Here is a 13,982-nt window from a genome sequence, read left to right as displayed (position 1 = left end):
GATACAATACGGAGAGGCGCAGCGATGCGCTCGGCGGCCGCACGCCGGCCGAGTTCCGCGCCGCGCTGGGAAGGGCCGCGTAACGGTCCAAGAAATCGTCCGCAGTCCCAAACGGTGACCTTTTCCTTTTTGGTCCATTTGGCGTAGACGGTCATGCTCGTAGCGGCGGTGCCGTTGAACGAGGTGGTGAGGCTCTCATCGGTGAACCAGCCGCCGAAGTCATAATTCGGGTCTGTGGGCTGGGGCAGGGTAACGGATGTCCCCTTCTCGACCGTAATGGGGTCGATCTGGGTTCCGTGGCTGTTCATATTGAAGGTCACGGTGACGGTTTCATAAAGCTCTGCTTTAGTGAATCGGGTATTGGCATCCGAGCCTTCAATGGAAGATCCTGATTGATCGGTAGGAGAAATAGGTGAAACAAAACGGGCGGTTAATACCGATCCCTCTTCCGTTGTCAGCTTAAGGACAGATGGGGGAATTGGATCGTTGCCGTTATTCATGATGAAGGCTTCCAGGTCATCGCTCGAGCTAGCTCGTTTTATTTCAAGCGTAAGGTTCTTTCCAGCTGTTGCTGGAACGCCGCCAACTCCCGGCTCTGGGGCGCTATTCCAAGTGGCAATGGGTCCTTCGTCTTCAGCCCAGGCGTAATTCTGGGTGCCGGAGAAGGTGAAAGCGCAAACGCCGACTATGGCTGCGAGCGTGAGGACGAAAACCGTCCGGCGCCTGGCCAAGGTCTCTTTAGCCTGTATCTTCATCGTATCCTCCAGTTCAAGCGTGCGTTCCCTATTGCAACATTGCATTTCATGTTAACAAAGAATTATTTTCGGGCATGGCCCTTGCTCGGCTCGGGCTTGCTCTGGACGGGGATGCTTCGTGGTCTTGATGGGGTGGGTGCCTAATTCGAAGGAGGCAGAATCTGGTTTGGTGGTGCTGAAAAGTAACAAATATGATTTATTAGAGGGGTAATTACATTCAAACGACGCATAGCCAACAAAGATTCGGTTATTCTTTACCAAATCGAAAAAACGCAGCAACACACTGTACGTCGTGTTGCGTTTTACGTTGGTTCAATTCGATGCGATTGGAGCAGACATGAGCTTCATGGATTCCAAATTCTCCAAATGGGGAGAGGTCGAAACTGCAGTTCTCTCCCAATCGCTTGCGAAAAGATTTGCGAGGGTGATGCTGGCGGCAGTGCTGGCAGCATCTTTTCTACCCGTTGCAGCTTTCGCTGATGCCCCTGCAATCAGTGGCCCAAATCAGATTAAGTACTACATGACTGCGCAATATACCAATGGAACATCAAGGTCTGAATATAATTGGACTTGGTCCTCTGAGGACGGTGGAGCTATCGAAATCTCGAGTATTGACAAATCGCCTAATGGGCAGACCGTTTCTGTAACGGGAACTGAACTCGGCCACGTGACTTTGATGGTTTCGGGGGGTGATGCGGATGAGGAACGCTTCGAAATCGAGATTACAAAGCGTGACGTAAGGTTGTCTTCCTCGAGCGACTACAAGATCTATGACGGCACCCCTCTTACTATCGGAGGAATTAGTGTCGATGGGGACGGTTGGGCTCCTCTTGACGAAGACGGAGTTCGATTCAATATTACCGGGTCTCAGACGAATGCTGGCGAATCGGAAAATACGTTTGACGTAGTGTTACCTTTAGGTAGTGAGGAATACTTCGAGAAACACTACAATATTTCCATACGTTATGGTGTCTTGAGGGTCGAAAAGCGTCCGGTCACCCTGACCTCCGCGAGTGGTTCCAAGGAGTACGACGGCAAGCCCTTGACCAATCACGAGGTCACCGTTGGGGAGGCTGCCTGGGGCACTGGTTGGGTCGATGGCCAAGGTGCCACCTATTCTTTCGCCGGCTCGCAGAAGATCGTCGGCGCCTCTGAGAATACATTCGAATGCATCCCCAACGAGGGAACCAATCTGGACAACTATCAGATCAACAAGACGTATGGAACCCTGACCGTTACCGACCGTAGCGAGAAGTACCAGATCACCCTCACTCCCAATTCCAAGTCCGCTACCTACGACGGCACCGAGAAGTCCGTATCTGGTTTCGAGACCCTGGAGTTCCAGATCAATGGTCAGACCTTCTACGTTTCCGGTGTTGAGGCTTCTGCAACGGGCACCGATGCAGGCGAGTACCCTGTAACGAAAAGCGGTCAGGCGGTCGTGACCGATGCCGAGGGCAACGATGTGACCGACCAGTTCATCGTGAACATCGACGATGCCAAGCTGACCATCGTCGAGGGCAACTCCGATAAGTCTGTATCCAATCTCCCTCACACCGGCGATAGCGCCGCCCTGTACCTGATGGGCATCTGCGCTGTTGTACTTACGGCTGGTGCTGGGGCGCTCTTCACGTTCAGAAAGCGCAACAACTATAAATAAGCACGGATACCATTGGTGCAGCTCCATTGAAATGAAGCGCTAAGATAATCAGCAAAGGGGCCTTCCCGTCTGGGAAGGCCCCAACTTTGTGCGCGAGCATGGCATGTCAGAGAGCAAGCGTTTTGTTGAGGGGGTAAATTGTTTGCTAGCAGCCTCTGACCATGCTGAATCTGTCTACTATTCAAACAGAAAAACGAGCAGCTCAACATATTTTCCTGCAGAAAAGAATACGGCAGTGCACGCAACGCGGCCGGCCCCTTCCCTTCCTGCCGAAATCCACACGCCTGCCATCCGCTTTTTCTATGCAAATATTCACAAACACGCAAAAAAGGAATACAAATACCTTATCGATTATTTGAACGAGAAAGGGAACACAATGGGTAGACTCGAAGGCAAAGTTGCTATCGTAACGGGTTCCACCAGCGGCATTGGCATCGGTATCGCAAAGGTATACGCAGCCGAGGGCGCAACGGTTGTTATTAGTGGTCGTCGTGCCGAAAAAGGCCAAGTTGTAGTTGATCAAATTGTTGAAGCAGGCGGCAAGGCAAGCTTCCACTATTTCGACATTACCGAACCAGCAAGCATCGAAGCGCTTATTGCAGACACTGTAGAGCAATACGGCAAGCTCGATATTTTGGTAAACAATGCAGCAAACGTTGCCCTCAAGGACGGTCGTGTTGACGAGCTCACCCTTGAAATGTGGGACGCTATTTTGGAAAGCGACCTGCGCGGCACCTTCTATGCAACGAAGTGCGCTATCCCCTACATGAAAGAAATTGGTGGCGGCGCAATCGTAAACATTGGCTCTATGGCATCATGTGCAGGCGACTTAGGTTCTACCGCTTATGCATGCGCCAAGGCGGGCGTAGACATCTTCACGCAATACGTTGCCTTGCAATACGGCAAAGACAACATCCGCTGCAATTGCATCCGTCCAGGCTTGATTGTTACGCCAGAAAACGAGGCGAAGGTTCCTCAGATGCTCAAAGATATCTTCTTGGGTAGCATCATGGTTAACCGCTACGGTTGCCCAGAAGACATTGCTCATGCAGCCGTATATTTTGGCTCCGATGAAAGTACCTACACCACAGGACAGATCATTAACGTTGACGGCGGCATGAATTCGCACGCTCCAACCGTTGCTCAGTTCCGCCAGATGAATTCCCGCACGTGGTAATTCGTACAGGCGAATAGACCAGTACGAAAGCGCGAACGCGAGAATGCGGAAAGCGTGGACGCATGAACGTGCTAGAGTGTGAAAGCGCGAAGGCGCGCATGACTGAATGCGCGAAAGCACACCACGCACGCAAAAGATTTCTTGCAGATAAAATCTACATGGCCACCCTTTGCGGGTGGCCATGTTTTTTGTGCAGGCAATCTGTTGGCTAAGGCTTATAGGACAAAATGTGTGTCCACGTTGGGGGCATCGGCACAGGTCGATGCCCCTTTTTCAGCCGTTTGAATTCCGTGCCCGCTTTTAACCGCTCGGACAGAATGTGTGTCCGGTTGCCTATCGTTCCCGCAGGCAGATAACCTTTTCCGGAACCGTTAAAAACCCTTTCGGAAGAGGTGCCCATGAAGACCGTCTATTGTCCCTACTGCGGCGGGCGGGCCTTCAGGAGCAGGACGGCCGAGTTCCGGGAGGTCTGGCCCACGCTCGCCCCCGACGGCGGGTTCTCCAGGGGCGTGCGCGAGACCTGGCCGCAAACCATGGTCCAGCGCTGCCTTTGGCATGCTTTCTCCTAGGTGAACAGGCACACGACTAGCAGACCGAGGCTTAGGGCGGGGATCGAGCTGAGGGGGGCTGGCCGTCGACCTTATGTACGTTGAGACCCTGAGGGAGGCCGGGCAGCGGCGGGCGCCTTCTCGGCAGATACATCGATTGAAAGGCCCGATCCATTCTCGACAGGCACGATGCCGAACTCGTCCTCCAGCTGCAGAAGGAGGCCCAGGAGGTCTCGGGCGTTCTCTACCCTGAAGTCCAACAGGCAAGCGGAGAGATGTCGAGAGCTTCGGCGATGGCTTCCACCTGAGGCTGCTTGGGAGTCCTGAAATTCGTCTCATAGTGACGGTTCGCGCCCTCGGAGACGCCGATTTTCTCGCCCAGCTCTCCCTGATAGAGCCCGCGAAGCTTACGGTAGTACCTGATTTTCTCGCCGGTAGTAAAGTGCGCTAAAGCAAATTGGAGAGCGAGAAGCCCTTTCGGGATACTGCGTGTTTGCGTATTGCCGCAGTGCCGGTAAGGACTGCGAAGTCGCATAGATTGGCCCCCGCGGCTCTGCGGGACTAATGACCGCAGAGCCGCGGGGGCTTGTGTTCGAGGGTTTGTGAGCCGTTCTGTATTGCTGGCACCTTTTGGCGTGGTTCTATCCCTTGTAGACGATGCGGCCGTCGGAGATGGTGTAGATCACGCGCGTGTCGGAGATGGCCTTGGCATCGGCTTCGAGAATGTTGGTGTCCAGCACGACGAGATCGGCGAACTTGCCTACTTCAACGGTGCCGATAATATCGTCCATGAAGTTCTGGTAGGCGTCGTTCTTGGTGTAGGCCTCGAGCAGCTGGTAGGCTGTGAGCCCCTGTTCGGGCCAGCGGGTCATGTCGGTGTCCTCTTCCTCGGGATAGGGCGAGTTGCGGGTAACGCCAACCTCGATCGCATCGAGCGGGGCAAATGGAATGACGGGGGCGTCTGAGGAGCCGCTGATGCAGATGCCTGCCTCGGCCAAGTGCTTTGTTGGGTACAACGCCATGGCGCGCTTGTCGCCGATATAGGCGCGCTCCAGGTCCATGAGATCATCGTGGTACATCATCAGGAATTGGAGATTCGCCACTACATCCAAATCGGCCATGCGCTGGATATCCTCATCGGTAATGGCGCATACGTGGGTGATCGTGTGCCGCGCGTCGCGCTTCCCATTGGTCGCCCGAGCCTCCTCGAAGGCATCAAGGGTGCCGTGAACGGCGCCGTCGCCCATGGCGTGCACGTGCACCTGAACGCCTTCTGCATCAAAGTCGTGTACAAGACGGGTAAAGTCTTCCTGAGACCAGATGGGTTCGCCGCACCAATGATCACCGAGTCCCGTTGATTCCTGGTAGGGTTCCAGGAAGACGGCGGTGCCTCTTTCGGTCACTCCGTCGTAGAAAATCTTCACGGTATTCGAAGAAATCATGTCTGTGGCGGAGTCGTTGTAGGACTTGATGGCGGAAAGCACCTCGTCATAGGTGCGGCCTTCTTTCATGGTGGGGACGACGCGCATACGCAGGGTCAAATTGCCCTCGTCCTCCAACTTGTGATACATGTCGATAATATCAAGACCGCCTTGGGTGATATTTGTAATGCCGGTTATGCCATAGGAGTTTGCTTCCTTCATGAATTTGCGCATGGCCTTTTTCAGCTTATCGTTGGTCATGGTGTTGGGCATGATGGCGAATACAATTCCCTTGGCGGCATCGGAGACGCACCCCGAAGGCTCTCCCTTCTCATTGCGATAGAACAGGCCGCCTTCTGGGTCGGGGGTGTCGGCAGTTACGCCAGCCATTTCGAGGGCCTTGGAATTGACCCAAGCGGCGTGGTAGGAGACGTCGTGGATGAGAATGGGCTTATCGGGGCAGATGGCATCTAGATCTTCTTTCGAGGGCCCGGGATTCGAGCCGTCGGGAAGCTGGTAGGCATTGAGCATGAAAGGCGCTCCGATGTAGCCCTCCTCGTCGGGATGGTCTTCCACGAAGGCGCGGATTGCCTCGAGGTATTCCTCGTTGGTGGTAAGCCCCGTCAGGTCGATCTGGAAGAGGGCGTTGAACCAGTTGGCGGGGGCGTGGATGTGGCCGTCAATGAAGCCGGGGGAGACGAACTTGCCATCGAGGTCGATGACTTGAGTCTTGTCTCCTACGAAAGCATCGATGCCCGAATCGTCGCCCACGTACACGATCTTGTTGCCCGCGATAGCGACGGCTGATGCAACATCGCTTTCTGACACCATGGTCTGCACATGGCCGTTGCGGAGCACGATATCGGCAATGTTTTGATCGGCGGAACCGGGCGTGGCATTTGATCCAGGCTGCTCCCCGGATGCGCATCCCCAGAGTCCGCCCGAGAACGCGGCAGCCGCTAGGGCGCTCGATCCAATGACGAAACGACGGCGGCTGAGAGGTTGCTTCTGATGGGATGTGCTCATAAGACCCTCCTTAATTTGGTTGCAGCGCTGTCTCTTTTTTGCGCTGCAGTAATTCAACCTTAAGAGTCAGGGGGTTCTTTGTTAAGAAGAACAGAGAGGGATTTGAGATTAACCGGAGGATGATTTTCTATCCCCCTGTCTCTGAACAGTGAAAATGCAGGGAGACAAATCGGACGTTGGGGTAGTTTTAGCTTTGGGTGCTAAATCTTCTATAATGATGCCGCTTGATGAAGGAGGAGTCGTGTCCCTCGCTTTTCTCTACAATGTGGCAAGTTGCATCGCCTATGCGTTTGTCAGTGCTGCCTATGGGAGTCTGCATTATGTCGAGCGCAGGCGGGGCTATCTCTTCGTCGCGCTCACCTTCCTTGCGTATACGATAGATATTAATACTGTATTCATGTATGAGTTCGTTCCGGAATTCGCGATGCAATTCGAGGGCGCACGAAACGCCTATCCTATGTTCCGTGTTGCATTCAACATGGTGGTAATCCTCTTGTATCGGCTCGTTCTCGGCAGCTTGCTCTCGCGCAGCTTCTCTCTCGTAGAGGGATTTTTTTGGGCAGTTTGCATGATGGTGGCATGGGCAAGTGGTGCTTCGTCAGTCGAATCGGTTGCACTATGGCGCGAGTTTCTCTTTACCAGGTTGTTGGCGATCTGGGTAATAGGGTACGGCATCTTCTGTTTGGCGGCAGAGTTTCGACGCATGAGCCGATGGCGATGGGTTCTCTCGCTCTTACTTGTGCTCATATATGCCTTGGCGGAAGCAGCAACGTATTTGGCCTTTAGACAGGAGGGCGGCGCGCGCTCTGTCTCTCCTCGTAGGGTTCCCGTTGAGATTATGGCGCTTTGCTTCACCGTGGCTGCGTATGTCTTTCTTGCACATCATCGGCGGATACGTAATGTGCGGTTGGCGGAATCCCTTGTGCCCTGGATCGCTCGCGAATACGGGCTGACCAAGCGCGAGGAAGTACTGTTGTCGCTCCTTGAAAAGGGCGCATCGAACAAGGAGATTGCTGAGCAAGAATGCATTTCCGTCAACACGGTGAAAACCCACATATCGAATATTTACGCCAAGCTTGGTGTGAGTGGCCGAGACGAGCTTGCGCAAAAACTTAGAAAGGAACTGAGCGGCCGCAAGAGGGCCGGGCTCTGAGAGGCTGGGGATCGGTGCGGCTATGCGGCCGCCCCCTACGGGATCAGCCGTCTACGTATTCTTGGGCGTCGGGCGCGTCGGTTCCTTAGAACGGAGGCGCAAGGTGTTGACAGCGGCGCACAGGGCGAAGAAACCAGTTCAATATCAATCCGTTTAGGCGTTAGGACTAGTTAGGATTAGTTAGGATTAGCTAGGATTAGCCAGGGCAAGGTGTGCGGTGAGCTAATGTAATCTGAAAATAATCCTGGTTATTTCTTCTCAAAACTACGGGTGCGCCCCATGCTGTGTGGCGCAAGGGAGCGTCTCGCTCATTTCGGGGCGCTTCATGGGAGCGCGGTCCGCAAGGGGCGGTCCGGCCAACGAATTTTGAAGGAGATTTCAATGGTCAAAGATTACATCGACACCAACGACTTCACAAAAGAAGAGCTGCTCGGCATGGTAGATCTGGCCATCGCCATGAAGGGGCTCATCAAGGAGGGCGGCGAGTACCCGCACCTGCTGAAGGACAAGACCCTCGGCATGATTTTCCAGCAGGTGTCCACCCGTACCCGCATCTCCTTCGAGACGGCCATGACCGACCTCGGCGGTCACGCCGAGTTCTTCGGCCCCGGCTCCATCCAGCTGGGTGGCCATGAGTCCATCGAGGACTCCGGCCGCGTTATGGGAAGCCTCGTCGACATCCTCATGGCCCGCGTCGATCGTCATAAGGATGTAGTGAGCTTGGCGAAGTACTCCGCGGCCCCCGTCATCAACGGCATGAGCGAGTACAACCATCCCACCCAGGAGCTCGGCGACCTCATGACCATGATCGAGAACTTGCCCGCCGGTAAGAAGATCGAGGACTGCAAGTTTGCCTGGATCGGCGATGCCACCCAGACCTGCGCGTCGCTCATGTTCATCTGCACGAAGATGGGCATGGACTTCGTGCAGTTCGGACCGAAGGGGCATCAGATTCCCGACGGCTGCCTGCATATTGGCACCGATGAGGAGCGCGCCGAGTTCGGCAAGCATCTCATGGCTATCGGCGAGGAGAACTGCAAGGTCTCCGGCGGCACCATCACCATTTCCGACGACATTTCCTGCATCGAGGGCGCCGACTTCGTGTACACCGATGTGTGGTACGGCCTCTACGACAGTGAAGTCTCCAGCTCCAGCTACATGGATGTGTTCTATCCGAAGTACCAGGTGACCTGGGATATGATGAACGTTGCCGGTCCGAACAGCATGTTCATGCACTGCCTGCCCGCCAACCGTGGCGAGGAAGTCGTCGACGAGGTCATGGACGATCCCGAGCGCTCCCTGTGCTGGGTCGAGGCCGAGAACCGCAAGCACTCCATTCGCGCCATCCTGGCCACTCTGTGCCCCCAGAGCGAGCCCGACGAGGAGAAGGCTGCGGCATACCGCGCCACCATCAATGAGCGCATGGCCGCTTTCGGTAAGCACGGTCTGTAAGACGTACCAGGTCGGGCGAGCTACGGCTCGCCCGCCTTCGCAGGAGATGGGCGACCTCATGGCCATCGGCGAGGAGAACTGCAAAGTCTCCGACGACAACCGAGTGCATCAAGGGCGCCGACTTCATCTACACCGACGTGTGGTATGGCCTGTACGATGCTTTCTGATGGGCAGCAGCAGATGCTTGTCTCTTGCTGCCCATCATCTGCGCCACTGCGTGTAAGCACTGGCGCCCTGTCTGAAAACGACTGAGCAAAGGATTAAATATGAGTGACGGAAAGAAAAAGCTTTCCTTCCTGACGGTCATTTCGACCATCATCTGCGTCGTCTTCGTTTGCGAGGCCGCCGCTCCTGCTGCTGCCATCGGCAACCAGCAGTTCTTCTGGTGGATCTTCCTGATCCTGACCTTCCTGCTCCCTTACGGCATGGTCGTCGCCGAGCTCGGCACCACCTATGACGGCGAGGGCGGCATTTACGACTGGGTACGCGATGGCCTGGGCGACAAGTGGGGCGCCCGCATCTCGTACTACTACTGGGTCAACTACCCCCTGTGGATCGCCTCGCTGGCGACCATGTTCCCCGACATCCTGGGCATGGTCTTTGGCGTCGAGTTCAACCTGATCGCCAAGATGGGCATCGAGCTCGCCTTCGTGTGGATCGTCTACCTCATGGGCCGCTCCAAGGCGGCCGACTCCGAGTGGGTCCTCAACGGTGGCGCCCTGATCAAGGTCGCCGTTGCCGTTATCGTCGGCGCCCTGGGCATCTGGTATGCCATGGAGAACGGTTTCGCGAACGACATGTCCGCCGCCACCTTCCTGCCCGAGCTCACCAACACCAACGCCCTGGGCTACCTGTCCATCATCATCTTCAACTTCACGGGCTTCGAGGTCATCTGCACCTTCGCCAAGGACATGGAGAACCCGACCCACGACATTCCGAAGTCCATCATCCTGGGCGGCCTGACCATTGGCGCCATCTACCTGTTCGCTGGCTTCGGCATCGGCGCCGCCATCCCGGCCGACTCCATCGACCCCGACTACGGCATGATCGTCGCAGTCCAGACCATGGTGGGCGATTCCGTGCTCTTCAAGGTCATCTGCATCGCCTTCCTGATCACCCTGTTCGCCAACATGGCCGCCTGGTCCTTCGGCGTCAACTCCGTCGCCCGCTACGCCGCCGAGCACGGCAACATGCCCAAGGTCTTCGCCTCGATGATCTCCGAGGACGACATGCCCAACGGCGCCAACCTGGTCAACGCCGTCGTCGCCTCCCTGGTCCTCTGCCTGCAGCTCGTTCCCGTCGACGCCATCTCCAACGGCGTCTTCTGGATGCTCTTCGGCACCTCCGTCGTCTTCCTGCTGCTCACCTACATCCCGATGTTCCCGGCGTTCCTCAACCTCCGCAAGAACGACCCCAACCGCGAGCGCATCTTCACGTTCCCGTTCAAGGGCGCGATGATGAAGGTCATGCTGGCCATCCCCTGCATCGAGCTGATCCTGGCCATCGTCGCGACGCTGGCGCCGTTCTCCGCCGCCGAGATCGGCGAGAAGGTCCCGATGATCATCATCTTCATCGTGCTCATGCTCATCGGCGAGGTCGTCCGCGTCGTCAGCGCCAAGGGCCGCGAGACCGAGTACAAGGGCCTCACCCCCGAGCTGGCCGCCCAGCGCCTCGCCGAGGAGGCCGAGGAGAACTAGGGCACCCGGTTCCGGGCACCCCGGCCTCTCCGGAGGCGTGCCCGGGCGACGGGTCCGCCAACCATCCCCCGGGGCGGGTGCAGGCGATAGCTCCGGCAGCCGCCGACCGCCCCGACCCCTCTCCCGTATCCCTCGTGCGTCCCGTCTCCGCGCACCTGGCTACGTCGTCGCCCGCCGGTGCGACCCCGTGAAAACCGGCGCCGGGCGCCCCGACCTCTGCCGGGGGACGGGCGCCCGCCATCTCTTGGTCCTAGGCCGCGGGCAGCCCGCCCGCGGCAGACGATCGTCCGGTTTGGAGGAAATCTTATGCGTACGATCACCGAGTCCGAGTCCACCCCGAGGGCCGACGGCTTCTTCATGCCCGCCGAGTTCGCCCCCCAGGACCGCGTGTGGATAGGCTGGCCCCACCGCACCGACACCTGGGCCCACGGCGCCAAGCCCGCCCAGAAGCAGTATGCCGCCATCGCCCGCGCCATCTCCGAGTTCACCCCGGTCTACATGTGCGCCAACCAGGTCGACTACGCCAACTGCAAGGCCGTCTTCGAGAACGACGAGAACGTCACCGTCGTCGAGATGACCACCGACGACGCCTGGTTCCGCGACACCGGCGCCACCTACGTCATCAACGGCAAGGGCGATAAGCGCGCCAACCACTGGCACTTCAACGGCTACGGCGGCCTCATCGACGGCCTCTACTTCCCGTGGGACAAGGACGAGCAGATCGCCCTCAAGATGGCCGAGCTCTCCGGCTGCCGCCGCTACCGTCCCGACGACATGATCCTCGAGGGCGGCTCCATCACCGTCGACGGCGAGGGCACCCTCGTCGTCACCGACCAGTGCCTCCTGTCCCCCGGCCGCACCTGCTCCGCGGTGCTCGAGGAGGAGGAGGACCCCGAGTCCCTCTGGCCCAAGTACCGCAAGAAGTTCGAGCCCTGGAGCGAGGAGCTTCGCGAGTACATGACCGAGCACCTCAAGGACTACCTCGGCGTCGAGAAGGTCATCTGGGTCAAGGAGGGCATCGACCCCGAGGAGACCAACGGCCACATCGACGACGTCGCCACCTTCATCGCCCCGGGCGTCATGGTCTGCATCTGGACCGACGACCCCGAGTACCCGTTCTACGAGCAGTGCCACGCCGCCTACGAGACCCTCTCCAACGCGGTTGACGCCAAGGGCCGCAAGCTGAAGGTCTACAAGCTCTGCATGCCCGTGAAGCCGCTGTACATGGACCAGGCCTCCTGCGACACCATCGACGCCGACGAGAACGCCGAGCCGCGCGTCCCCGACGAGCCGCTGATCGCCTCCTACATGAACTACCTCGTGACCAACCACGGCGTCATCGTCCCGCAGTACGGCGACGAGAACGACCGGCTGGCCGTCGACACGCTCCAGGAGATCTACGACGAGGTCTGGGGCGAGGGCGTCTACAAGTGCGTCGGCGTTCAGTCCGAGCAGGTCGTCTTCGGTGGCGGAAACATCCACTGCATTACTCAGCAGGAACCCTCGGCGTAATTGTCTGTCTTCCCGAGGCACCCCATCTCGCCGCTCAAACCGTCGCTTGCGTACCAAAGCACGCTTCGCTCCTCTTTCGCGGCGACCTGGGGCACCTCGAAAACCCAGCCGGTCAAGCGGACCGACGTAGCTAGTTATCGCATTAGTCATTGGCGCCAACCCTGGCAACGATGCAGGTCGAAAAACGTCAGCGAAAACCCGCCAGAGCGAGCAAGGTGCCTTGAAGCGAGGCGGCATTGACCTTTTGGTCATGCCGTCGAAGCTGAAAGGCAGATTGCCGTTCTGGCGGGTTTGCAGCGTCGAGTAGTTACGCGGTTTGGTAAAACCGCGTAACTAAACCCGCTCTGCGATCTCGTGGATGAGGTAGTCGGTCTTTTCCCAGCCCAGGCACGGGTCGGTGATGGACTTGCCAAAGACGCCGCCGTCGACAGACTGGTTACCGTCCTCCAGGTAGGATTCGATCATAAAGCCCTTGACCAGCTTGGAGATGGACTCGTTGCGGCGGCAGCTGTCGAGCACCTCCTTGCAGATGCGGTGCTGCTCCAGCGGGCGCTTGCCCGAGTTGTCGTGGTTGCAGTCGATGATCGCCGCCGGGTTGGCGTAGCCGGCATGCTCGGTGTAGCGCTCAGCCAGACGCTCCAGATGCTCGTAGTGGTAATTGGGGTAGGTACGACCGTCGAGACCAATGTAGCCACGCATGACGGCGTGCGCGAGCGGATTGCCGTCGCACTCGACCTCCCAGTTGCGGAAGATGAAGCTTTGATGTGCCTGGGCGGCGTAGATGGAGTTGAGCATAACGGTGGTGGAACCGGCGGTGGGGTTCTTCATGCCCACAGGCACCGAAATGCCGCTCGACACCAGACGATGCTCCTGGTTCTCGACCGAGCGCGCGCCCACGGCGACGTAGCTCAGCAGGTCGACGAGGTACTGGTAGTTGGACGGGTAGAGCATCTCATCGGCGGTAAAGAAACCGGTCTCCTCGATGACGCGCAGGTGCATACGGCGGATGGCCTTGACGCCCTCGAGCAGGTCGTCGGGAGCCTCGGGGTTGGGGTTGTGCAGCAGGCCCTTGTAGCCAGTGCCCTTGGTGCGCGGCTTGTTGGTATAGACGCGCGGAATGATGATGAGTTTGTCCTTGACCTCTTCGGCGACCTTGGCCAGTCGGTTCATGTACTCAAGCACCGAGTCCTCGCGGTCGGCAGAGCACGGGCCGATGATGAGCACCTTGCGCGCGTCCTCGCCGGTAAAGACCTTGGCGACCTCGGCGTCGAATGCCTGTTTTTTGGCGGTAAGATCGGCGGAAAGCGGCATTTCCTCGCGGATTTCCATGGGGATCGGCAGCCTGCGCTTGAATTCCATGGCCATACGGGGCCTCCTCAATCAAATAAGACAAAGTGTGCATTGTCGAATGCTCGGCATTATCCGCTGTCGCACGCTAAAGTGCAAGCCCTCGTCACCCCAAAACCTGCCAAGACGATATGAGAAAGCCATTTGGGTCGCCTCCCCCGCGGCGCAGCTTCTTTCCGCGGGCTCGGGATGCCACAATGGGCTTTGAGTATCGGCCCGTGCGGTAGCCCTTAC

Annotated in this window: 10 protein-coding genes; 6 read left to right on the top strand and 4 right to left on the bottom strand. The window is 57.7% G+C overall.

Translation table 11 applies throughout. From position 1 onward, the window contains the following. A partial coding sequence (locus ACTQXM_RS08355; protein WP_441537562.1) for an InlB B-repeat-containing protein occupies positions 1–755 on the bottom strand: 755 nt, incomplete at its 3' end. A 973-nt stretch (positions 756–1,728) separates the two neighbouring features. On the opposite strand from ACTQXM_RS08355, the gene ACTQXM_RS08350 reads away from it, so the two are divergent. Both ACTQXM_RS08350 and ACTQXM_RS08345 read left to right on the top strand, forming a co-directional pair. Next, positions 1,729–2,415 (top strand): LPXTG cell wall anchor domain-containing protein, encoded by a 687-nt coding sequence (locus ACTQXM_RS08350; RefSeq protein ID WP_441547641.1) that lies wholly within the window; start codon positions 1,729–1,731, stop codon positions 2,413–2,415. Positions 2,416–2,518: 103 nt separating this feature from the next. Beyond that, entirely contained in the window at positions 2,519–3,592 is a 1,074-nt protein-coding gene (locus tag ACTQXM_RS08345) for an SDR family NAD(P)-dependent oxidoreductase (RefSeq protein WP_441537564.1), read from the top strand. Positions 3,593–4,384: 792 nt separating this feature from the next. Here the strand turns inward: ACTQXM_RS08345 and ACTQXM_RS08340 are convergent. Further along, positions 4,385–4,675, bottom strand: a complete 291-nt coding sequence (locus ACTQXM_RS08340; RefSeq protein WP_441537565.1) for a helix-turn-helix domain-containing protein — start codon at positions 4,673–4,675, stop codon at positions 4,385–4,387. Between the two features lie 106 nt (positions 4,676–4,781). Next, positions 4,782–6,587, bottom strand: coding sequence for an amidohydrolase (locus ACTQXM_RS08335; protein ID WP_441537566.1), 1,806 nt, complete (start codon positions 6,585–6,587; stop codon positions 4,782–4,784). Positions 6,588–6,828: 241 nt separating this feature from the next. Here ACTQXM_RS08335 and ACTQXM_RS08330 point away from each other — a divergent pair, with 241 nt between their 5' ends. From ACTQXM_RS08330 to ACTQXM_RS08315, 4 genes are all read left to right on the top strand, one after another. After that, positions 6,829–7,740, top strand: coding sequence for a response regulator transcription factor (locus ACTQXM_RS08330; RefSeq protein ID WP_441537567.1), 912 nt, complete (start codon positions 6,829–6,831; stop codon positions 7,738–7,740). A 381-nt stretch (positions 7,741–8,121) separates the two neighbouring features. Further along, a complete protein-coding gene (gene ptcA, locus ACTQXM_RS08325) occupies positions 8,122–9,192 on the top strand; it encodes a putrescine carbamoyltransferase (protein ID WP_441537568.1) in 1,071 nt (356 codons plus the stop codon). Positions 9,193–9,458: 266 nt separating this feature from the next. After that, on the top strand, positions 9,459–10,889 hold the full coding sequence (locus ACTQXM_RS08320; protein ID WP_441056336.1) for an APC family permease: 1,431 nt from the start codon (positions 9,459–9,461) through the stop codon (positions 10,887–10,889). Between the two features lie 306 nt (positions 10,890–11,195). Further along, on the top strand, positions 11,196–12,401 hold the full coding sequence (locus ACTQXM_RS08315) for an agmatine deiminase family protein (protein WP_441537569.1): 1,206 nt from the start codon (positions 11,196–11,198) through the stop codon (positions 12,399–12,401). A gap of 333 nt (positions 12,402–12,734) precedes the next feature. Here the strand turns inward: ACTQXM_RS08315 and ACTQXM_RS08310 are convergent, their stop codons facing one another. Then, positions 12,735–13,766: a 3-deoxy-7-phosphoheptulonate synthase gene (locus tag ACTQXM_RS08310; RefSeq protein ID WP_441537570.1), complete on the bottom strand. Its 1,032-nt coding sequence runs from the start codon at positions 13,764–13,766 to the stop codon at positions 12,735–12,737. Positions 13,767–13,982: the final 216 nt, after the last annotated feature.

This window comes from Collinsella sp. LCP19S3_D3, assembly GCF_052121455.1.
In the GTDB taxonomy this organism is placed as follows: Bacteria; Actinomycetota; Coriobacteriia; order Coriobacteriales; family Coriobacteriaceae; genus Collinsella.
The sequence above is the reverse complement of the archived record's forward strand: the minus strand, read 5'-3'. Positions and strand labels throughout refer to the sequence as shown.

Coding starts and splice junctions, on each gene's coding strand:
- ACTQXM_RS08345 (WP_441537564.1), top strand. CDS start 2,519: ATGTCAGAGAGCAAGCGTTTTGTTGAGGGGGTAAATTGTTTGCTAGCA.
- ACTQXM_RS08340 (WP_441537565.1), bottom strand. CDS start 4,675: ATGCGACTTCGCAGTCCTTACCGGCACTGCGGCAATACGCAAACACGC.
- ACTQXM_RS08335 (WP_441537566.1), bottom strand. CDS start 6,587: ATGAGCACATCCCATCAGAAGCAACCTCTCAGCCGCCGTCGTTTCGTC.
- ptcA (WP_441537568.1), top strand. CDS start 8,122: ATGGTCAAAGATTACATCGACACCAACGACTTCACAAAAGAAGAGCTG.
- ACTQXM_RS08320 (WP_441056336.1), top strand. CDS start 9,459: ATGAGTGACGGAAAGAAAAAGCTTTCCTTCCTGACGGTCATTTCGACC.
- ACTQXM_RS08315 (WP_441537569.1), top strand. CDS start 11,196: ATGCGTACGATCACCGAGTCCGAGTCCACCCCGAGGGCCGACGGCTTC.
- ACTQXM_RS08310 (WP_441537570.1), bottom strand. CDS start 13,766: ATGGCCATGGAATTCAAGCGCAGGCTGCCGATCCCCATGGAAATCCGC.